Source organism: Arthrobacter sp. StoSoilA2 (genome assembly GCF_019977195.1).
In the GTDB taxonomy this organism is placed as follows: Bacteria; Actinomycetota; Actinomycetes; order Actinomycetales; family Micrococcaceae; genus Arthrobacter.
The window spans coordinates 3,312,102-3,333,864 of record NZ_AP024643.1 but is presented as its reverse complement, the minus strand read 5'-3'; the positions used below and the strand labels follow the sequence as shown (position 1 = coordinate 3,333,864).

General features: G+C 62.5%; 15 protein-coding genes. 9 read left to right on the top strand and 6 right to left on the bottom strand.

What is annotated here, in order from left to right; genetic code table 11:
- The first annotated feature begins 8 nt into the window (after positions 1 to 8).
- Positions 9 to 1,328, top strand: coding sequence for a glutamate-1-semialdehyde 2,1-aminomutase (hemL, locus tag LDN82_RS15075; protein ID WP_224088161.1), 1,320 nt, complete (start codon positions 9 to 11; stop codon positions 1,326 to 1,328).
- Between the two features lie 126 nt (positions 1,329 to 1,454).
- Positions 1,455 to 2,735: a glycoside hydrolase family 3 N-terminal domain-containing protein gene (locus LDN82_RS15070; RefSeq protein ID WP_224164823.1), complete on the top strand. Its 1,281-nt coding sequence runs from the start codon at positions 1,455 to 1,457 to the stop codon at positions 2,733 to 2,735.
- 134 nt (positions 2,736 to 2,869) lie between these two features.
- Here LDN82_RS15070 and LDN82_RS15065 read toward each other — a convergent pair whose 3' ends face one another.
- The 4 genes from LDN82_RS15065 to LDN82_RS15050 all read right to left on the bottom strand — a co-directional run bounded on the left by LDN82_RS15065 (position 2,870) and on the right by LDN82_RS15050 (position 6,365).
- Positions 2,870 to 3,607, bottom strand: coding sequence for an amino acid ABC transporter ATP-binding protein (locus LDN82_RS15065; RefSeq protein ID WP_224088148.1), 738 nt, complete (start codon positions 3,605 to 3,607; stop codon positions 2,870 to 2,872).
- Complete coding sequence (locus LDN82_RS15060) at positions 3,604 to 4,368, bottom strand: amino acid ABC transporter permease (RefSeq protein WP_224164821.1); 765 nt, start codon at positions 4,366 to 4,368, stop codon at positions 3,604 to 3,606. Before LDN82_RS15060 ends, LDN82_RS15065 begins: the two co-directional genes overlap by 4 nt.
- Positions 4,369 to 4,380: 12 nt before the next feature.
- The gene (locus tag LDN82_RS15055; protein WP_224088146.1) at positions 4,381 to 5,331 is read right to left on the bottom strand and encodes an ABC transporter substrate-binding protein; all 951 of its coding nucleotides are present in this window, start codon (positions 5,329 to 5,331) and stop codon (positions 4,381 to 4,383) included.
- 323 nt (positions 5,332 to 5,654) lie between these two features.
- A complete protein-coding gene (locus LDN82_RS15050; RefSeq protein ID WP_224164819.1) occupies positions 5,655 to 6,365 on the bottom strand; it encodes a 3'-5' exonuclease in 711 nt (236 codons plus the stop codon).
- A 66-nt stretch (positions 6,366 to 6,431) separates the two neighbouring features.
- Between LDN82_RS15050 and LDN82_RS15045 the strand changes: the two genes are divergently transcribed.
- The 3 genes from LDN82_RS15045 to LDN82_RS15035 are packed head-to-tail and all read left to right on the top strand — an operon-like array spanning position 6,432 to position 13,689.
- Positions 6,432 to 6,848 (top strand): MGMT family protein, encoded by a 417-nt coding sequence (locus LDN82_RS15045; RefSeq protein WP_224164817.1) that lies wholly within the window; start codon positions 6,432 to 6,434, stop codon positions 6,846 to 6,848.
- Positions 6,845 to 10,162 (top strand): ATP-dependent DNA helicase, encoded by a 3,318-nt coding sequence (locus LDN82_RS15040; protein ID WP_224164815.1) that lies wholly within the window; start codon positions 6,845 to 6,847, stop codon positions 10,160 to 10,162. Before LDN82_RS15045 ends, LDN82_RS15040 begins: the two co-directional genes overlap by 4 nt.
- Complete coding sequence (locus LDN82_RS15035) at positions 10,159 to 13,689, top strand: ATP-dependent DNA helicase (protein ID WP_224164813.1); 3,531 nt, start codon at positions 10,159 to 10,161, stop codon at positions 13,687 to 13,689. The genes LDN82_RS15040 and LDN82_RS15035 overlap by 4 nt, the downstream gene beginning before the upstream one ends.
- 24 nt (positions 13,690 to 13,713) lie before the next feature.
- On the opposite strand, the gene LDN82_RS15030 is transcribed toward LDN82_RS15035, so the two are convergent.
- Positions 13,714 to 15,009, bottom strand: coding sequence for a macrolide 2'-phosphotransferase (locus LDN82_RS15030; protein WP_224164811.1), 1,296 nt, complete (start codon positions 15,007 to 15,009; stop codon positions 13,714 to 13,716).
- Positions 15,010 to 15,188: 179 nt separating this feature from the next.
- On the opposite strand from LDN82_RS15030, the gene nudC reads away from it, so the two are divergent.
- Genes nudC through LDN82_RS15015 form a run of 3 tightly spaced genes read left to right on the top strand, consistent with a single transcriptional unit; the run spans position 15,189 to position 18,930 of the window.
- Positions 15,189 to 16,178, top strand: a complete 990-nt coding sequence (gene nudC, locus LDN82_RS15025; RefSeq protein ID WP_224164809.1) for an NAD(+) diphosphatase — start codon at positions 15,189 to 15,191, stop codon at positions 16,176 to 16,178.
- A complete protein-coding gene (locus LDN82_RS15020) occupies positions 16,175 to 18,307 on the top strand; it encodes an ATP-dependent DNA helicase UvrD2 (RefSeq protein WP_224164807.1) in 2,133 nt (710 codons plus the stop codon). The genes nudC and LDN82_RS15020 overlap by 4 nt, the downstream gene beginning before the upstream one ends.
- Positions 18,307 to 18,930 carry a M48 family metallopeptidase gene (locus LDN82_RS15015; protein WP_224164805.1) on the top strand — a complete coding sequence of 208 codons (624 nt, stop codon included), beginning with the start codon at positions 18,307 to 18,309 and terminating at the stop codon, positions 18,928 to 18,930. The genes LDN82_RS15020 and LDN82_RS15015 overlap by 1 nt, the downstream gene beginning before the upstream one ends.
- A gap of 45 nt (positions 18,931 to 18,975) precedes the next feature.
- Here LDN82_RS15015 and LDN82_RS15010 read toward each other — a convergent pair whose 3' ends face one another.
- Positions 18,976 to 20,412 carry a zinc-dependent metalloprotease gene (locus LDN82_RS15010; RefSeq protein WP_224164803.1) on the bottom strand — a complete coding sequence of 479 codons (1,437 nt, stop codon included), beginning with the start codon at positions 20,410 to 20,412 and terminating at the stop codon, positions 18,976 to 18,978.
- A gap of 211 nt (positions 20,413 to 20,623) precedes the next feature.
- Here LDN82_RS15010 and LDN82_RS15005 point away from each other — a divergent pair, with 211 nt between their 5' ends.
- Complete coding sequence (locus LDN82_RS15005; RefSeq protein WP_224164800.1) at positions 20,624 to 21,760, top strand: S16 family serine protease; 1,137 nt, start codon at positions 20,624 to 20,626, stop codon at positions 21,758 to 21,760.
- The last annotated feature ends 3 nt before the right edge of the window (positions 21,761 to 21,763 follow it).

The window sequence follows — 21,763 nt, the reverse complement described above, 5'->3', positions numbered from 1 at the left end:
TAGGAACCATGACTTCAAACACCCCTGTGTCCGACCAGCTTTTCGATCGAGCCCGGTCCCTCATGCCCGGCGGAGTGAACTCGCCCGTGCGTGCGTTCGGGTCCGTTGGCGGCACACCGAAATTCATGGTTTCGGCCAAGGGCGCCTACCTCACTGACGCTGATGGCAAGGAATACGTAGATCTTGTCTGCTCGTGGGGCCCGGCCCTGCTCGGCCATGCCCACCCCGCCGTGCTCGATGCCGTGCACGCTGCCGTGGACCGCGGTCTGTCCTTCGGAGCATCCACCCCGGATGAGGCCAACCTCGCCCAGATCGTGAAGGAGCGCGTGTCCGCCGTCGAACGCCTGCGGATGGTGTCCACGGGCACCGAGGCCACCATGACGGCGGTTCGCCTCGCCCGCGGCTTTACCGGCCGCAACCTGATCATCAAGTTTGCCGGCTGCTACCACGGTCACCTGGACGGCCTGTTGGCAGCCGCAGGTTCCGGCCTCGCGACGCTGGCCCTCCCCGGTTCGGCCGGCGTCACGGCAGCCACCGCAGCTGAGACACTTGTTTTGCCTTACAACGACCTCGCAGCTGTCGAAGCTGCCTTCGCCAAGCACGGCAACAACATCGCGGCCGTGATTACCGAAGCTGCCCCGGCAAACATGGGTGTCGTCACCCCGGGCGAGGGCTTCAATGCCGGGCTGTCCCGCATCACCAAGGACCACGGGGCGCTCCTCATCCTCGACGAAGTCCTCACCGGTTTCAGGACCGGTTACGCCGGCTACTGGGGGCTCACAGGCCGTCAGGAAGGATGGGCCCCGGACCTGCTCACCTTCGGCAAGGTTATTGGAGGCGGAATGCCGACGGCGGCCCTCGGCGGACGCGCCGACGTCATGGATTACCTCGCACCCGTTGGCCCGGTGTACCAGGCAGGCACGCTGTCAGGAAACCCTGTGGCCATGGCTGCCGGCGTCGCAACGCTTACCCATGCCACGCCTGACGTTTACGCCTATGTGGACGCCCGTTCGCTGGAGCTGTCCGCAGCTCTTTCCTCCGCACTTGATGCCGAAGGCGTGGACCACTCCATCCAGCGTGCAGGCAACCTGTTCTCGGTTGCGTTCGGTACTTCCACCCACGGCGTGCACAACTACGACGACGCCCAGGGCCAGCAAGCTTACCGCTACGCACCGTTCTTCCACTCGATGCTGGATTCCGGCGTCTACTTGCCGCCGTCGGTCTTCGAGGCCTGGTTCCTGTCCGCGGCGCATGACGACGCTGCCATGAACAGGATCATTGACGCACTCCCGGCTGCTGCGAAGGCAGCGGCCGCCGCAATCGCCTAGGTCCGCGATCCCGAGGTCAAGGACAACGCAGTGCCCCAGCCGGCTGGTCGAAGCAGTCTGGGGCACTGCGACTTCCCGGGGTAGGCTCGTAAGGAAAACCCAACCCCAACGAATTCACGGTTTACCATGCGCAAGATCCAGTCAATTGCATCCCTTGGCGTGAGGGCCGCGGCGGCCGGAATCCTGGTCACAATGGTTCCTGGTTGCTCAAGTGGAAATGAAACCGCTGGCCCAACAACTGCACCGGTTCCGCCGCCTGTAACTACCCCTTCGCCGACGACCACCCCTGTTCCGGGCAAGTCCACTTCCGGGGCTTCAACCGAACCCAAGGTCTCCCAGCCACCTTCCGCACCACCTACCCCTGAAGCACTGTCCGCGGCGCAACAACAGCTTGCCGGGCTAAGCCTGGAGCAACGTGTCGGGCAACTCTTCATGATTGCCGCGAAGGCGACGGGTGCGGAGCCGGGCACCATGGAAGCACTCACCAAATACCACGCTGGCAACGTCTACTTGAGTGGTCGCAGCAAGGCCGGGACTGCTGCCACAGCTGCCGTCGTGGCCTCCCTCACCGGGACAGTTTCCGCCGAAACTACCGGTGGGCTCCCTCTCTTCGTGGCCACGGACCAGGAAGGTGGATACGTCCAGGTCCTGGCCGGTCCGGGTTTCTCCACCATCCCTGCCGCATTGGTGCAAGCCGGAGCTGGTCCCGCGAAGCTTCGGGCAGATGCCACAGTTTGGGGGAAGGAACTCCGTAGCGCTGGCGTCAACGTCAATCTGGCTCCGGTCCTGGATACTGTGACGAGCCCTGGATTCGCGCCGTCCAATGCACCCATCGGACAATTCCAACGCGAGTACGGATACGTATCAGGGCAGGTGACCAATCTCGGAAACGCTTTTGCCCAAGGCATGGAGGAGGCGGGCGTTGCACCCGTCGTCAAGCACTTCCCAGGCCTCGGCAGGGTAGTTCCCAACACCGATGTCAGCCAGAACGTCAGGGACACAGAAACGACGCGGAATGATCCCGCCCTGGAACCATTTCGCACAGCCATTGCGGACGGCGTGCAATGGGTCATGGTGTCCAATGCCTACTACGACCAAATCGACCCCGCCAACATCGCGCCGTTCTCGCCCGTGGTGATGATGCAGATGCTTCGCGGGGACGCTGGCTTCAAAGGCATTATCCTCTCGGATGACGTCTGTAGTGCAGCACAGTTGAAGCCGTGGACCCCTGCGGACCGCGCCACCAACTTCTTCGCAGCGGGCGGCACGATGCTGGTTTGCGCGGACCCGGGAAGCATCCCCGCCATGTATGACGCCGTACTCCAGAAGGCGCAATCCGAGCCGGATTTCCGCAAGAAGGTGGACGCAGCGGCGTTGACAGTGTTGTCTGTGAAACTCGGGAAGTAATGCTGGAAACAAGACAAGGGGCTGGCTGGTGCCCAACCGCAGTTGCGCTTAATGCAGGAAACCCCGCTTCCTGACTTTCACCACTAGGGCGATCGTCCGGAGGCGGGGTCTGCTGTTTAGCTGCCTTACGGGGACTAGAGGACGTCCGAGAGGAAACCCTGGAGCCGCTCTGTCCGGGGGCTGTTGAAAAGCTGCTCCGGTGGACCGGATTCCACAACCACGCCAGCGTCCATGAACGTCACGACGTCTGAGACGTTGCGCGAGAAGCCCATCTCATGGGTAACCACCACCATGGTCATGCCTCCCTGCGCGAGATCGGTCATCAGGGCAAGTACGCCCTTGACTAGTTCCGGGTCCAGCGCGGAGGTGGCCTCATCGAAGAACATGACCTCGGGCTTCATGGCCAGCGCACGGGCAATGGCTACGCGCTGTTGCTGGCCACCTGAAAGGTTGGCAGGGCGGGCATCGGCCCTGTGCTTGAGGCCAACCAGGTCCAGTTGGGCCAAGGCCTCCTCACGCGCCTGTTCCTTGGACATTCCGCGAATCTTACGCAGCGCCAGGGAGATGTTCTCGGCCACCGTCTTGTGGGGGAAGAGATTGAACTGCTGGAACACCATTCCGATCCGGCGCCGGAGCTCGTCGGGGTTGTCCTTGAGGACGGAACGGCCATCCAACAGGATGTCGCCCTGGTCCGGTTCGATGAGCCGGTTCATCACGCGGAGCAGCGTTGACTTGCCTGAACCCGAGGGTCCGATGACCGAAGCCGTGGTGCCCTTCTCAACGTGCAGGTCAATTCCCCGCAGGACGTGGTTGGTGCCGAACGACAAATGGATGTTCTTTGCCGTCAACGTGCCGGATGTGAATTCGCTCATGCGTGGGCTCCCTTCCCGACGACCGCCGCAGCATCGTCCGGTTCTTTCTTTTCAGGCCTGCCTGAACGGAAGCGGGCATCAATCCAGTTCACGAAGTGCGTGAGCGGAATCGTGAGGACCAGGTAGAAGACGGCCGCAGCTACATAGGGCGAGAGGTTGCCGCTGGTCGCAGCCGCGTCCTTGCCGATCTGGAAGATCTCGCGTTCCGTGGCCAGCAGGCCCAGGAGGAAGACGAGGGAGGATTCCTTGATCAGGGCGATGAACTGGTTGACCAACGCAGGAAGCACCCGGCGGATGCCTTGGGGAACCACCACCAGGCGCATGGAAGCGCCGTAGCCGAATCCCAAAGCGCGGGACGCTTCGAGCTGTCCCTTGTCCACGCTCTGGATGCCGGAGCGGAAGATCTCGCCGATGTATGCGCCCGACATCAAAGACAGTGCTGCGATGGCCATTGGGTAGGGGCTCGTGGAACCGGTCAGTTCACGGATGATGGGGCCAAAGCCGAATCCGATGACCAGAATGGTCAGCACGGGCGGAAGTCCGCGCAGGACGTCCGTGTAGATGCGTGCAATCCACCGGGCCGCGGCGTTCCGGGAAATCCCCATCAGGGCCAGGGCCATGCCCAGCAGGGTCCCGATAATGCCCGAAATGACAGCGAGCACCAGTGTGTTCGGCAGGCCGACGGCGAACATCTTGGGAATGACTTCGCCCATCGCCTCCCAGTCAAGGAAGGTGTCAGCCAGTTGCTTGAGGATATCCATGGAACGCCCGGGTTACTTGGCCGGGATCTGGACGGCCTTGCTGCCCGGCTTCCAGCCCTGGGGAGTCTGCTCGGCCGCGGTGGGGCGGTCGGTGTACCACTGGGAGGTGAGCTTGGTCCACGTACCGTCAGCGATAACGGCATCCAGGCCGGCGTTCAGTGCATCGAGGAGGGGCTGGTTGTCCTTGTTCACGGCGTAGGCCGTGAAGTTCTGCGTGTTGACAACCTTTTCGGCGATCTTGGTACCGTCGCCGTCCTTGACCTGGCCCGAAGCCTGCTGGGACGGAGCAACCCAAGCGTCGATCTGACCGTTCTTCACGTTGCCATAAACAGTGTTGTAGTCAGGGAAGCGAACGGGCTCCAGCTTGAGGGTGTTCGTGACGTAGTCATCCTGAACGGTGCCCTGAACGACGCCGATCCGGACGCCTTCCTTGAGGTCGGCGAAGCCGGTGACCTTGGCGTCGTTCTTGGTCACGACGGCCATGTAGCCAAAGTCGTAGCCGTTGGTGAAGCCGACGGTCTTTCGACGGGCATCCGTGGTGGAGATCGAGGAGGATCCGACGTCGAACTGCTTGTTTGCTACCTGCGACAGCAGGGCGGAGAAGTCAGTCGATGCAAACTCCACCTTCAGGCCAAGCTTGTCGCCGATGGCGCGAAGGAGTTCGTTGTCATAACCCGTGAACTTGCCCGAAGGGTCGATGAAGATGTTCGGCGGTGCATCGGACAGGGTTCCAACGCGCAGGGTGCCGTCCGTGATGAGTCCGAGCTTCGACTTGTCGATTTTGTCCAGCGCCGTGACGTCCGCGGTGGTGTACTTGTCCAGGGTCTGCTGGTCACTGCCGGCGAGGGCATCGGTGGGCGAGCCGCTGGGCTGGGAGGTTCCTCCGCCGCATGCTGCCAAGGAGATCACCAGGGCCGCTGCTACGGGAGCAGCAGACAGCCACTTGAGGGCTTTGAATTTCATGAAGAAATCACTTTCGTCGGGTCACAGAGACGTTCGCGGTGGGCGGGGAACGTGGCAGCAAGTATGGGGATGGCTGCCCTAGCAGACTTCAACCCGCCAAACTTAATTATGTCACCAGCCCCCGAACGGCTGGTGAATCGAACAAGTGATTGCCTTGGCTCGTTTTTTCCGAAGAAAGTTCCTAGCCTGAGCCCTGTCCTCCCCGAACTGTTCCGGTGATGGCCTGAGTGATGAAATCCCTGCGCACCACGCTGGTGCGCGGGGACCTTCGAAATTCTTGTGACTTGCGTCCCAACTGCGGGCCGTCCGGGCCGAAACCTGCCTCAGAAGCCGCCCCGGCTGGCATCCTCGGGTGGCAGTACGGGCCACTCGCCTTCGATGACAGCGGTGGGCTTGCTTCGTCGCAGATACTGCTGGAAGTCAGCCGCTTGGGAAGCGGCCCAGTCCACCTGCAAATGGTGCAGCTTGGAGGCAGGCATTTGCAACTTGGGGAATTTTCCAGCCATGGCATCCAGAACGCGCAGGGTGGCCAAGGCGTCCGCAGCGGAGGTGTGGGCGTTGTCCAGGATCACGCCATATTCCTCGCATAAAGCGGTCAGGGTCCGCTTGCCCTTGCGGTACCGGTCCACCTGCTTGTTCATGACGTAGGGGTCCAATACTGGGAAACGGGTCAGTTGCGGGACACCATGCCGTGCCGACTCTGCAGCGAGCACCGTGAAGTCGTAGCTGGCGTTGAATGCAATGACCGGGGTGTCGTCGTCGAACAATTCCTGAAGAACCGCTGCCACCTCGCGCGTGACCTCAGCCGCCGGGCGGCCTTCCGCGCGGGCTTTCTCCGTAGTCACTCCGTGGACCTCGCTGGCCTCCAGGGGAATTTCCACCCCGGGGTCCGCCAGCCATTCATGCTCTTTGATGAGTTGTCCGTGCGCATCCACCACAGTGATTGAAGCGGTGACGATGCGGGCGGAACGGGAATTCTTCCCAGTAGTTTCGAGGTCGAAGGCAGCGCGGGGGAGGGTGTTCCAGGAGCTCATGTTTTCACGCTACCGGCTGGCACTGACAGTACTGGGCGCGACACTCCTGCGGCTACGCTGGAGCACATGCGGATGGAGTATGTGACGGCGGTGCTGGCTGTCGTGGACCTTGTTCCGCCCGGCACGGCCCTGTCATATGGTGACGTCGCAGAACTTCTTGGAGCCGGCGGACCCAGGCAGGTGGGCGCGGTGATGAGCCACTACGGCAGTTCCGTAGCTTGGTGGCGTGTCCTACGGGCAAGCGGGGATGCCCCGCCCGGCCACGAGGCAGAGGCCCTGCGCCATTATGTGCAGGAGTCCACACCCCTGCACGGCGCCTTTGAGGAATTCCTGCGAACAGGCGAGGGCCGCTGGCGTGTGGACCTTGGAGCTGCACGATGGGCGCCAAATGATGCTGAATTCGATCGTATTGATGTGATCTCGGACCAGTTGGAGCGTCAGCTCCATAATTTGTCGGTGCCCGATGATGAAATGACTGTGTGACCGCAACAGCTACCAAAACCCGCCAAGCCCCGGCAGCCCTCCGCCTGCTTCCGCCGCGCGAGATTCACTACGCGGCGCCTGACCTGTCTCCGGACCAGCGTGCGGTTGTGTCAGTCAGGCAAGGAGGCGGACCTGTCCTGGTCCCTGGGGGTCCGGGCACCGGAAAGTCCACGGTGCTGGTCGAATCGGCGGTCCGCCGTGTTAATGAAGACGGCGTGGATCCCGAACGGATACTTATTCTCGCTCCTGGCCGACACGCCGCAGCCGCCTTGCGGGATACCTTCACCGGTCGCCTGGACAGAAGCCTCAGTACGACGCCGGCGCGCACCTGGGCGTCGTACGCCTTCGACGTCATCCGGCGAGCCAAAGCGGAAGGCGTCCTGCCGTTGCCCCGTCCGCCGAAGCTCCTTTCCGGACCGGAACAGGATCTGATCATCAAGGAGCTGCTGGAAGGCCATTCCCGCCCAGGGCATCAGTTGCCTTGGCCGGAGGACCTCTCCGCAGCATTGCCCACCCGCGGCTTCCGCCACGAGATCCGCCAATTGTTTGATCGCATTATCGAGTCCGGCCGCACTGCAGAGGACCTGGTGGGGCTCGCCTATGAATGTGGGCGTCCGGATTGGATGGCGGCCGCCCAGCTCTACAGCGAGTATCGGGATGTTTTGGACCTCCGCATGCCCGAGGCCTTTGATCCCGCAGGGATCATCACCACGGCGCGCCAGATTTTCCAGGACTCGCCGGCTTTCCTGGCCGCTGAGCGTGACCGGCTGCAGCTGGTTCTCGTGGACGATGCCCAGGAATCCAATCCTGCCGTGTTTGAACTCCTGGCGGATATTGCCGAGGGCAAGGACGCCATAGTTACGTATTCGCCTGACACGGTGGTGCAGGGCTTTCGTGGAGCGCGGCCGGACCTTGTCCCGGAGCTGCCCGTGCTTCTCGAGGGAAGCCACGGGGTTCTTGAGCGGCCACTGTGGACCACGCATCGTCATCGCCCCGAGGTGGCGCGGGCCTGGACAAGGGTTGCCGCACGTATCTCACAACGATCCGGGGGCCAAAAGGCGAGGCGACTCGAACAGCCGGAGTCCGTCGAAGGCGCCCAGGAAATCAGCAACGGCGGGCGGGTGGAAGGACACGTGCTGCCTTCTCCTGTCCATGAGCTCCGATACGTTGCACAGCGGATTCTGGAAGCGCAGTTGCGTGAGGGCCGGGACTTCAGTGATATTGGCGTCATTGTCCGAAATGGTGGATTGATCTCGCAACTCCAGCGGTACCTCAATGGACAGGGAATTCCCGTGCGCGTTCCTGTGGCTGATTCCGCAGTCCGGGATGAGGTGGCCGTCCGGCCCCTCCTGGAAGTCTTCGCTGTCATCCTTGATCCGGCCAAGCTCACTCCCGAGACCGCTGTTTCCCTCCTGACTTCGCGCATTGGTGGAGCGTCTGCCATTGAGCTCCGCCGCCTCCGTCAATCTCTCCGGCGCGAGGAGCTGCTTGGCGGCGGCGGACGTTCCAGTGACGCGTTGCTGGTGGAAGCGTTGCTTGAACCGGGAGCCCTGGCTTCGTTGGGAATTGAAGGAAACCCTGCCCGACGACTTGCACGGATGATTGCTGCGGGCACTGCCGCAGCAGCCGAACCCGGGGCCAACGCGGAATCCGTCCTCTGGGCGCTATGGCACGCCACGGGATTGGCGCCACGCTGGTCCGACGCTGCGCTGGAAGGAGGGAGTGCAGGGGCGCGCGCTGACCGCGACCTTGACGCCATGATGGCCCTGTTCCACACGGCGGAGCGTTTTGTGGATCAACTGCCCGGCTCAGGCCCGGAACAGTTCCTCGATTACTTGTTGAACCAGGAACTTCCGATGGACACCCTTGCGGCCAGGGCCCAGCTTGAGGAATGCGTGGAAATCATGACTCCTGCCAGTGCGGCTGGCCGCGAATGGCCTGTGGTGATCGTGGCCGGCCTGCAGGAAGGTGTCTGGCCGAATACCCGTCTACGCGGGGAACTCCTGGGCAGCACCCTGTTTGCGGACGCCGTGGAGCATGGAGTCGACTACGCGTTGGGCCGCGGACCCCTCAGCAGGCTCAGGGACATCCGCTACGACGAACTCAGGAGTTTCTCCACTGCGGTCTCACGCGCCAGGGAGGTCCTCATCTGCACGGCTGTCTCTTCGGAGGACGAACAACCTTCGGCCTTCCTGGATTATGTCGCACCGTTGGCTTCCGGCGAGTACCGGCGCGACTACACACCGGTGGATCGACCCATGACTCTTCGCGCGCTGGTGGCCGAGTTGAGGCAGCATGCCCAGGCTGAAGACCAAGACGCCAACGGCGAAACACCCACGGCGCGCGAGGCAGCACGTGTGCTGGCCCGTCTTGCTTCTGTTGATCCACCCGTGGCCGGAGCCCATCCGGATACCTGGTGGGGCTTGGCGCCCTTGAGCTCCGAGGAAGCGGTTGTCCCACCGGGAGGCACTGTTGCGGTGTCGCCATCCAAGGTGGAGACCGTCCACAAGTCCCCACTGGATTGGTTTGTGCAAGCGGCCGGAGGAGAAGCTGCCACGGACTTCGCACGGAGCCTTGGCACACTGGTCCACAGCATTGCACAGGAGCTGCCGGACGCTTCAGGGACGCAGTACGTTGCGGAACTCGTTCGCCGCTGGCCCACCCTTGGCATGAAAGACAACTGGGAAGGAAAGCTCGATTACCAGCGTGCGGAACAGATGGTTCGCAAATTGGCCCAGTACGTGCTCATCATGCGAAGCGAAGGCAGGAGCCTGCTGGCGGTGGAGCACGACTTCGAAGTCCAACTTCCTGACGTCCACCTGGGTTCTGCACGTCTGAATGAGGATGCGGATGATTCGGCCGCCACTCGGCACGCTGTGCTCCGCGGACAGGTTGACCGCCTGGAAATCGACGCCGCAGGCCGTTTGGTGATCGTCGATCTCAAAACCGGGAAACGCCAGCCGGGCAAGGCCGAAGTAGCCAGGCACCCCCAGCTGGGGGCGTACCAGGCAGCGGTGCTCAAAGGAGCATTCGAGGATGCGGGCGCACTTGGGGAGTCCGGCCACCCTGTTCCAGGTGGGGCCGTCCTTGCACAGCTGGGAACCAAGACCAAGAGCCCGGGGGTTCAACAGCAGGATCCACTCGAGACCGACGACAACTGGGCAGAGGCTTTGGTCCATGAGGCCGCGGAACTCATGGCCGGCGCAACGTTCGAAGCCCGGCATGATCCGAGCAAAGCGGGACACGGCGGACATGGCTGCCGTCTGCCCGATATTTGCCCACTGTGCGCCAGAGGAAAGCAGGTCACTGAATGACTACCGAACTTCTTGAAGGATCCGGCAGCCGGGATGCCGGAATCCTGGAAGGGGAGTCCAGGCTGCCGGTTCCCAGGTTCTCCCCGTCGGAACTGGCAGACATCCTTGGCGAAAAGAACCACCCCACCGCAGAGCAGGCAAGCATCATCGCTTCCTCCCTTACGCCACGGCTGGTGATTGCCGGCGCGGGGTCGGGAAAAACCGCCACCATGGCAGACCGCGTTGTGTGGCTCGTGGCCAATGGTTGGGTCCGGCCCGAGGAAGTCCTGGGTGTGACATTTACCCGTAAAGCTGCCGGCGAGTTGGCCAGCAGAATCCGGGCAAAACTGGCCACCCTCCAGCGCATAGCCAACGAAGACGATGGCAGCATCGGCTTCCCGGAAGGGCTTCTGGGTGCCGACGACCTCGAGCCCAAAGTGTCCACCTACCACTCTTACGCGAGCGGAATTGTTTCGGACTATGGATTGAGGTTGGGCATCGAGCGGGACGTCGTCCTGCTCGGCGGTGCCCAATCGTGGCAGTTGGCAAGCGAGGTTGTTGAGGCTTACGACGGCGAATACGAGCATTTCACCGCGGCAAAGTCGACGCTCGTCAATGCCGTCAACCAGCTGGCCGGCGAGTGCGCGGAACACCTGCAGGACCCCGCCACCGTCCGGGACTGGGTGCTGGAACGCGTTCAGTCCTTCGAGCAACTGCCTTATGTGGCCGGGGCAAAGAAGAGCCCCACGCAGGCGGCAGGGGAGCTCGCTGCCATGCTGCGCACCCGGGCCAGCGTCGCAGATATGGTTCTGCGCTACCAGGATGCCAAACGTCAAAGGGGAGTGCTGGATTTCGGGGACCTCGTGGCACTTGCGGCCCGCATCTCCCGGGAAATACCGTTGGCTGCGGCCACTGAGCGGGCACGCTACAAGGTGGTGCTGCTGGACGAGTTCCAGGACACTTCGCATGCCCAGCTTGTCTTGTTTTCGCGCCTTTTCGGCCACGGTCATGCCGTCACCGCGGTAGGGGACCCGAACCAATCGATCTACGGATTCCGCGGCGCTTCCGCAGGACAGCTCTTCCACTTTGTGCAGGAGTTCCCCGTGAGGCACAACGATCAAGCATCTGGCGGAGACTCCTATTCTGTGGCGCCAACGTCGTACCTGACCACGGCTTGGCGCAACGGCAGGAACATCCTCCAGGCAGCCAACACTATTGCCGCGCCCTTGAACAAAGCCGCAGCAGCCGACGGCCCCGCGGGGGAGAGGGACACTGCAAGTGGCGTGGCGGTTCCACCCCTGGTGCCGAGTCCGGCCGCGGCCGAAGGCAGCGTTGTTATCGGTCGCTTCAGCACAGACGAAGACGAGGCTGGCGCTATTGCCCGCGACGTCCGGCGGTACCAGAGGACCGTCTTCGAGGAAGAGAAAGACGGTACTCCGGTCAAGCCAACAATTTCGGTTCTGTGCCGGCGACGCGCGCAGATGGAATGCCTTCGGAGGGAATTCGAACTTCAAGGAATTCCCTATGAGATCGTTGGCCTCGGGGGTCTGTTGGACACGCCTGAGATAGTGGACCTGGTGGCAACGCTGCGGGTTCTGGCTGATCCTGGCCGTTCCGATGCTTTGATGCGGCTTCTAGCCGGAGCACGATGGCGCATTGGGCCAGCGGACCTCATGGCCTTTAATGATTGGTCCCGTTTCCTGGCCAAGCGGAGGTCAGGTCCCGGCAACACCCCTGAGGTGGCGGACGAAGACCCGGCTGCTGTCGTGATGGAAAGCGACATCACTGACGCCGCGAGCCTTGTGGAAGCCTTGGACTTCCTCCCGCGGCCGGGCTGGACATCCGGACATGGGAGGTCGCTGAGCCTTCCAGCCCTGGAACGATTGACGAGGTTGTCGGAGGAGCTGCGCACCCTTCGCACCTACATTGGGGATGACCTGACAACCTTGCTCGGCGAGGTTGAACGTGCCATGTTGCTGGATATCGAGGTGGCCGCAAAGCCTGGCGTCAGCATCCACCAAGCACGCCGGAACCTGGATGCCTTCCAGGACGCGGCCGCCGGATTCCTGCAGACCTCCCAGCGGATCGATCTCCTGGCTTTCCTCTCCTGGCTGGAAGCCGCAGCCTCGGAGGAAGGTGGCCTGGACATTGCTCCTCTTGAAACCAATCGGGAAGCAGTCCAACTCTTAACAGTCCACGCCTCCAAAGGGCTGGAATGGGACGTCGTCTTTGTCCCCGGGCTCAACGCAGGTTCCTTCCCCAGCAACAGGGACTCACGATGGAGCAGCGGCGCAGCTGCCCTGCCATGGCCGTTGCGCGGTGACCGGGCTGATCTGCCGCAGTGGGATCTTGACCACAACGACCAAAAGGGGTGGCTGGACGCTGAGAAGGACTTCAAATCGGAAGTTCAACATCATGGCGAAGCCGAAGAACGCCGGCTTGCGTACGTCGCCTACACGCGGGCCAAGTTTGTTTTGATGGTGTCCAGCTCCGCATGGAATGGGTCCAGATCCGGTATGGCAGGGATGTCGTCGTTCCTCTCCGAGCTGGCGCCGCTCGCGGGAGTGTCCTCCTCGTCCGGGGACGCCCTGGCTGTCGCGAATGTCCAGGGCGTTGTGGTCCACCCCGAGTCGGTAGCCGAAGAATCCCTGCCCGATAGCAGCCCGCTCACCGCCACGTTGGAAGTGGCTCAATTTCCGTATGATCCACTCGAAGGCCCGTCCGATCCCCGTACGGGAGCCCGCATCAGGCTCGTTCCCGGGCGTCGTGCCGCCATGGACCGGGCTGCGGCCCGGGTACGTGAATTCATGGAGGAGTCCGCTTCTCAAGGACCACCGGAAGCTTTGACAGGCAACCCGGGGCGGTGGTCACACGAAGCCCAGCTGCTACTGGATCGCCGGCTCCAGGGAAAGCTTCGGCAGGATGTGCACTTGCCCAGCCACATCTCGGCCTCCCTGTTCGTTGACCTTGGCGCAGATCCCGCAGCGGTGCTGGCCCAACTGCGCCGACCCGTGCCCCGGGAACCGGGCATTTCGGCCCGAAAGGGCACAGCTTTCCATGCCTGGGTGGAGGAGTACTTCGGAACAACCGGCATGTTGGACATCGACGAAGCACCCGGCTCGGATGCCCATATCGACGAAGCGTACGGCCTGGATCAAATGGTTGAAGCGTTCAAGCAGTCCGAGTGGGCGCATCGGGCCCCGGCCTTTGTGGAAGTGCCTGTGGAAACGAGGATCGGTGACGTGGTGGTCCGCGGACGTATCGACGCCGTTTTCCGCGACGCGGACGGGCGATGGCAACTCATCGACTGGAAAACAGGACGCCGGCCTGCAGGCAAACAACTCGCAGCGAAAGCCGTGCAGTTGGCTGTGTACCGTCTTGCATGGGCGCGGTTGAAGGGCGTTCCCCTGGAGGAAGTCAGCGCGGCGTTCTATTACGTGGCGGAGGATGCTGTCGTGCGTCCGCATGACTTGGGCAGTGCCGAGGAACTCGAGCAGATCATCGACGAGGCCCTCATGAACGATCCCGCGCGTGGGGTTTCCGGGTAGAAGGAATCCGGGAGAAGCGCTGGTCTAGGAACGCTCGCCGGCATGCAGCGGTGTCACATTGACAACATTCAAAGCTGCAGTCGACGCGTCATCCTGAGACCGAGGGGAGGATTCATCCGCCACCTTGTTCGACACCGTTTCAGCATCCGCATCGGATGCTGCTCCCTTGTCAGGTGTCTCGTTGTCAGGTGCTTCGGCGTCAGGCAGTCCGGCGCGGGGGGCTTCCTTCGACGATGTGGGAGGTAGGGAAGGCGCCGGGACTGAAGTCCCGGCGTCGGGAATCGCCACGACGGTGACGGCAGGCTGCCGGACGTTATTCGAGTGATTCGCGGCTTCCTGCAGTGCCGCGCCTTCAGCCTCAGCTGCAGCCGCCTGCTCGGCGGCCAGAACGGCCTCGTCATGCCGGGCTTGTTCTTCTATGTCATCCGCAAGGGACTGCAGCATTGATACTGCCTCTGACGTCATGTCGTCGTGCCCAACGGCCGTTGCCTTCACCAAATACTGGGCCAACGCGAATTCAGCCAGCAAAGCGGCGCGTCGAAGCAGATGGGCGTCGGGTGTGTCCCGGCGCGCCTCGGTATACCGGCCGAGGACCGCTTCAACGAACGAGGCTTCGTTGGACGCCACCAGCCACGCGAAATCATCTGCGGGATCACCAATGCGGAGGTCGGTCCACCCCGTCAAGGCCGTCACGGTATCGTCCTGGACCATCAGGTTGTCTTCGTGGAGGTCGCCATGAACCACCGAAGGGTTGAACCGCCACAGTGCGACGTCCTCAAGGGCATGCTCCCAGCGGCGCAGCAACGTGGCGGGGATCTTGCCGGTAGTGGCCGCCTGGTCCAATTCGTTGAGCTTGCGCTGCCGAAACTCGTTGGCCGAGTAACTGGGCAGATCTGCATTGTTGACCAGTGCCAGGGGGAGGTCGTGGATGGCGGCAAGGGCGTTGCCAATATCACGGGCCAAAGCCGGACTGCCGGCGGATAGCTCGTCAATGGACAGCGTGGAACCCTGCAGATGGGCATACACGAATGTTGTGAGGGCGCCCTGCCGGACTGTGCCGGCGATGGTTGGCACATGGAAAGGAAGCTCGGCACGGATGGCGGGCGCGAAGGCCCGAAGGACCATGAATTCCGTTTCGAGGCGGGTACTGGCCTCGGGATGACGCGGCGAACGGACGCGCCAACGCTTGCCTTCCGCATCGAGCAACAACGCCGAATCGAAGTCGGCGTCGTCATCGGGGGAATAGGCTGTAGCCGTCGGTGCCAGTCCGGGCACCGCCGCGGTTGCTACAGCGGCCAGTTCGAGCGGTGTTCTTCTCACGTCTTCCACGGTAGATTGAGTGGCGCCTATGGCCATGATGCAGTGCGGCGAGTCTTCAGATCCGCACGAAAACAAGGCAGAAGTGGATCATCGGTCCCCTCAGCCGCCGGCATTGGCACGATATGCACAAGCGGCCGATCCAAATGTTCTTTGTCGGTGCGAATCAGTACGGTAGATACATGAGTTATGCGGAGTCTCCGGCGCTGGCCAACCACTTGATGGAAACTGTTCTTCCAGTGCGCCCGGCGTTGGTGGACCGAGGCTCCAGTGAGCGCATGAAGCCTGGCATGGTTGAGGACCTCATCGCCTCCGGCAGGGCCAAGGCCATGGTCATTTCCCAACGCAAGGCGTTGGTGAGCAGGGATGGCCTTTGGTTCGGGGATGCTGGTCCACTGTGGGCTGCCCTCGGCGAAGCAAAAGCCGGCGCCCTGACTGCTATCTACCTGGGTACCACCTTGAGGCCTTCGTCCGTGGCCGAGGGTACTCCCGTTTTGCTGTTTACAGTTGCTGAGCCGCCCGTGCCCGGGACAGCCCTGATCCCCTCCGTTGCGCAGTGGGCCGGGTTCCGGGAAGTTGCAGGACGCCTCGATGCTACTGACACTGCCTTGTTCATCGAAGCCAGCGCCATCTCCAACTGGCATGCGACCCATACCCATTGCCCGCAGTGCGGCACGCCAACTGATATTGAAACCGGGGGCTGGGTGCGGCGGTGTCCCAAAGACAACTCTGAGCACTATCCGCGCACAGACCCGGCGATCATCGTTACTGTCGTTGGCCCTGACGGCCGGCTCCTGCTCGGTGGCGGCGGGCCTGCGGACGCCAGGAACTACTCCACCCTTGCCGGATTTGTTGAACCCGGGGAATCGCTTGAGCAGGCTGTTGTCCGCGAAATCGGCGAGGAAGTAGGCGTACGCGTTACTGCCTGCCAGTATCTCGGTTCGCAGTCGTGGCCCTTCCCTGCCTCGCTCATGTTGGGATTTACGGCAATAACGAACGACGCCGTTGCCCGCCCCGACGGCGTAGAGGTCACCCGCGCGCGGTGGTTCAGCCGTGAAGAGTTGCAGGAGGCTGTGTTGAGTGGCGAGATCACCATCTCCACGCGCCTGTCCATTGCGCGCTCCTTGATTGAGCATTGGTACGGCGGCGTCATCGAAGACCTCCAGCCGTGACAGGAGGAATTTTCGACGTCGGAGGCTCACTGGAGGAGCGGATCCTCAGCGGCTTGGATGATGAGCAACGTGAAGTAGCCAGCACTCTCACTGGCCCTCTTTGCGTACTCGCAGGTGCAGGCACAGGCAAAACCCGAGCCATCACGCACCGCATCGCTTATGGAGTGCATTCGGGGGTGTATTCACCACAGAGGCTGCTGGCCGTGACCTTCACAGCCAGGGCTGCGGCCGAAATGCGGAGCAGGCTTCGGGATCTTGGCGTGGCCAATGTCCAGGCACGGACTTTCCATGCTGCGGCCCTGAGGCAATTGCAGTTCTTCTGGCCGCAGGCGATCGGCGGTACCCTGCCCAGCCTGCTGGACCACAAGGCGAACATGATTGCTGAGGCCTCACGCAGGCTTCGCCTCAGCACTGATCGCGCTTCCATCAGGGACTTGGCTGCAGAGATTGAGTGGGCAAAAGTCTCTATGCTCACACCTGCCAACTATCTGGAGAATGCACAAGGACGCGGGACTCCGGGAGGCTTCGACCTCACGGCTGTGTCCAGGGTGTTCCAGGCGTACGAGGATATTAAGACTGACCGCAACGTCATTGACTTCGAAGACGTCCTGCTTATTACGGTTGGAATCCTCCAGGAGGATCCCAAGGTTGCAGCGACGGTCAGGGAGCAATACCGCCACTTCGTCGTCGACGAGTACCAGGATGTTTCCCCGCTTCAGCAGCGGCTCCTGGATCTCTGGTTGGGTGGTCGTGATGAATTGTGCGTGGTGGGTGATGCGAGCCAGACCATCTACTCCTTTACGGGGGCCTCACCCAAACATCTCCTGAATTTCAAGGCACACTACCCAGGCGCCACCGTCGTCAAGCTCATCCGTGACTACAGGTCCACCCCGCAGGTGGTTAAGCTGGCCAATGAACTTCTCGGGTCCCGGCGAAGTGGTGGACCGGTTGCCGATGCGGCGTGGGCGCCTCCACTCAAGCTTGTCGCCCAAAGGCCAGCGGGCCCGGAACCGCGGTTCATGGAATGTCCGGACGACGAAGCGGAGGCGGCGGTCGTTGCCGGCAGAATCCAGGAGCTACTCAACACGGGAGTAAAAGCCAGCGAGATCGCCATACTGTTCCGCACCAACGGGCAATCCGAAGCTTACGAGCAAGCGTTGGCGTCGGCGGGAATCGGCTACCAGCTTCGCGGCGGAGAGAGGTTCTTCGCCCGCAAGGAGGTCCGGGATGCCATCCTGCAGCTGCGTGCAGCGACCAGGGCTGTGGCAGAAGGCGCCCCGGAGCCCCTGGGCCAGATTGTCCGTGACATTGTTGCCTCGCTTGGCTACAGCGAAGCCGCGCCACACAGCGGGGGAGCACTTCGCGAGCGTTGGGAATCCCTGGCCGCTTTGGTGGCCTTGGCTGATGAGTTGTCAGTCAGCCGTGGAGAGTCTTTCACCTTGGCTGAGTTCGTCAACGAGCTCCAGGAACGGTCGGTGGCCCAGCATGCTCCCACAGTTCAGGGTGTGACCCTTGCCTCTCTTCACGCGGCGAAGGGCCTCGAATGGGATGCCGTTTTCCTGGTGGGCCTCAGCGAAGGACTCATGCCTATCTCCTTCGCGGACACACCGGAGGACGTGGACGAAGAACGCCGGCTGCTCTACGTCGGGATCACCCGTGCGCGTGAGCATTTGAACCTGTCATGGTCCTCCGCGCGTACTCCGGGTGGCCGCGCCAACCGCAAGCCCTCGCGCTTTCTCGATGGACTCCGGCCGGATTCGGTGGCGTCCGCGAACGCCAGGAGCCGGGCAGGTTCCACCCGCCGCAAGGCTGCCGCGCCGGCGTCGTGCAGGGTATGTGGAAGCATGCTTGCCTCCGGAGCCGAGAGGAAGGTGGGTCGGTGCAACCAATGCCCGCCGACATATGAGGAACAGACCTTTGACGCACTGAGGCAGTGGCGGCGCGATGAAGCGCAATCTGCCGATGTTCCCGCCTACGTTGTCTTCACTGATGCCACATTAACCGCAATAGCCGAAGCCCGGCCAGCGTCGCTGGAGGAATTGGCCGGACTGGCGGGGGTAGGGCCCTCCAAACTGGAGCGCTACGGAGAAGCCGTCCTCGCCGTCCTCGCAGAGAGCACCAACCTCTGATGCCGCGCCCAACAGCCGGCCAGGCCGACGTTCCCATGCTCACCGACGACGGTGCTCCAGTAGTTGTCAGGCGCTCAGCCCGGCGCCGACGGACGGTAGCTGCGTTTTGGGAAGACGGTAATGCCGTTGTCGCGATTCCCGCCAGCTTTACCAAATCGCAGGAGCGCGAGTGGGTGCGACGCATGCTTGCGAAGCTCCAGAGGCAAGGTGAGCGCAGGGCGGGTAAACCAGATCGGCGCAGACCTGCTACGGACGAGGCACTTGCCCAGCATGCAGCGCACCTTTCGCGGACCTACCTCGGAGGACGGGCGGTTCCGACGTCGGTCCGCTGGGTGACGAACCAGAACTCACGGTGGGGCTCGGCTACTCCAGCGGATGGAACCATCCGGCTTTCGAACAAGCTTCAGGCGATGCCACAGTGGGTGATCGACTACGTGCTCCTGCACGAATTGGCGCATTTGTTGGTAGCGGGGCACAATGCGCAGTTTTGGCACTTGCTGACGGCCTACCCGGAGACACAGCGCGCCAAAGCATTCTTGGAGGGGGTCGCGTTCGCGACCTCCCGTGGGATTAGCGGTGACGCCAATGAATCAGCTGGAACGGGCGCGGACGAAACGGAGTAGGGACGAGAATGGTCGCCATGAAATTCATGGCGACCATTGCTGACATTAGGTGGACGGTGACTTCGGATCTGCGCTGCCTGGGTCGGGCCCGTTGTCGTCCTGGGAGTCGTCACCTTCCGATTCGGCGTCCCCGGGCTCATCGTAGCCGCCGCTCAAGAGCTTCTGCAGAGCATCGTCAACCTCGGTGTCGCTGGCCTCGGCAAGCCTGCGGCGTTCGGAGAAGCCCTTGGGATCGTCCAGGTCTTCCCCGGTGGGCAGCAGGTCAGGGTGGTGCCAAATGGCATCCCTGCCCGCAATACCGCGTTCTGCTTTCAGGGTTGCCCAGAGGGTAGCGGCCTCCCGAAGCCTGCGTGGGCGCAGTTCCAGCCCCACAAGCGATGAGAAGGCATGTTCGGCAGGGCCGCCGGTGGCACGCCGACGACGGACAGTTTCGCGAAGGGCGGTAGCCGAGGGGAGTACCTTGTCGGTGGCTTCAGCAGTGAGTTCATCCACCCATCCCTCCACGAGGGCAAGCGCCGTTTCGAGCTTTTCAAGAGCGGCAGTCTGCACGGGCGTCCGCTCCGGAGTGAAGACGCCCTGGGACAAGGCTTCCTGGATTCCTTCAGGGTTGCCGGGGTCCAGCTCCCGTGCGAGATCCTCGATTCGGGACATGTCAATGTGGATGCCTCGTGCATAGGCTTCAATGGCGCCGAGCAAGTGGCCGCGCAGCCACGGAACCTGCACGAACAACCGGGCGTGGGCTGCCTCGCGGACGGCGAGGAAGAGCCGGACATCGTTTTCGGGGAGGCTGAGACCTTCGCCGAATTTGGCGACGTTGGCCGGGAGCAGGGCCATCTCCAGGTCAGCCAGGGGAACACCGATGTCCGTGGAGCTGACTACCTCGGCCGAGAGCGCGCCAATCGCCTGGCCCAATTGCATCCCGAAAATGGCGCCGCCCATGTTCTGGAGCATTGACGAAGCACCACCCATCATGGACTTCATTTCCTCGGGCATCTGCTGGGTCAAGGCGTTGGACAATGCATTGGCGATGCTGTTGGCAACTGGCTCAGTCAGCCGCTTCCAGGTTCCAAGGGTTGCTTCAACCCATTCCGCACGGGACCACGCACGGCCGATAAGTCCGGTGGCGGAAAGGTCCGTCACAGGATCCAGCCATAGTTCCGCGAGCCGGAGTGCTTCATCGATGTCCCGGGCCTGCTGGGCGTTCACCGATGGATCGCTCCCGGACGCCGCAACGCGCCGTGCGTTCTCATGGGCCAGTTGCCAGTTCACCGGACCCTCGGACGTTGAGCTCATCATGGCCTGGACTTGTGCGAACATTTGCTGCAGGAGCTGGGGATCGTTGGGCAGCCCTGCAGCCTTGGCCAGTTCGGCGGGATCGATGTTGCCCATGCCCTGGCCGCCCATCAGGTTCTGCAGCATTTCCGCCAGCGGGTCCTTGGGCGTCTCATCGTCATCTGACGGGTTGTTGGGATTGGAAGTCATGGTGCCGCCGATCGTCGAACTGGCTGGTGATCACTTTCACCGTACCGCGCGGTGGGAAGGCTGTCTGCCTGTGTGCGGCGCCGTTCGCTGTAGGCAAAGCATCCCCACAACGCCCGACCGCGTAATGTGGATGTTTGGTATGTGCCCGTCGCCGCGGCCAGCGGCAGGAGCCAAAATGCCGGTCGCACAGTACCGGTAAAGAGAGGCCTCAATGCTTACTTCGCCCAGCCCCGAGGGCTCGCTCGATCCGCGTCAAACGCCCGACGCCGATTCCTCCCCTGAATCTCCGGAACCTGCCGGCAGCGGCCGGTACATGATCATGGTGGTTTCGGGCCTGCTGGCACTGGGACTTGGGATCGGGGCGGCTGCTTTGCCGGTTCCCTACGTAGTTGAGTCTGCCGGACCGACCTTTAACACGTTGGGGCAGGATGGGGACAAACCGGTCATCAGCATTTCGGGACATGAGTCCTTCCCAGCCAAGGGAAACCTGGACCTGACCACGGTGGTGATGGCGGGCGGGCCGAAGACTCCTGCAACAATTTTCGAAGTCTTTCGGGCCTGGTTGGACAAATCCAAAGCCGTTTATCCCGAGGAACTGATCTACCCCAAAGGCACCACAGCTGAAGAGACGGTCCAGCAAGGCGAAATTGCCATGGAGACTTCACAGGAAAACGCTGTTGCCGCAGCACTGCGGCAATTGGATATCCCCTTTGAACAGAGGCTCAAGGTGGCCGGCCTCTCAGATCCGTCTCCTTCCGTGGGGAAACTTCAGGAAGGAGACCGGCTGACCTCCATTAACGGAAAACCGATCTCCTCCCTCAGCATGGTCCAGGCTGAACTGGCAGCCGGAAACGGCGCCCCGGCGGTCCTCGTCGTGGACAGGAACGGTTCTGCAGTCACGGAAACGATAACGCCAACCAGGAATCCCGCTGGCCGCTACGTCCTGGGCATCCTCCTGGGTAGCGACTTCACGTTCCCGTTTGAAGTGAAAATTTCCTTGGACAACGTGGGGGGTCCAAGCGCCGGAATGATGTTTGCCCTGGGCATCGTGGACAATCTCACGCCAGGGGACCTCACTGGAGGAAAGCACGTGGCAGGGACCGGAACCATCACCGCTGATGGAACAGTGGGAGCCATCGGCGGCATTGCGCAGAAGATGATTGGAGCGCGGCAGCATGGAGCCACCATGTTCCTTGCGCCGGCCGCGAATTGCGCCGACGTCGTAGGGCACATTCCTGATGGCCTGCAGGTGGTGAAGGTGGAAACCTTGGCCGATGCCACCGCAGCAGTGGAACGACTCGGTTCAGGACAGGACACGGCGGGCCTTCCCACCTGCACCAACAACTAGACT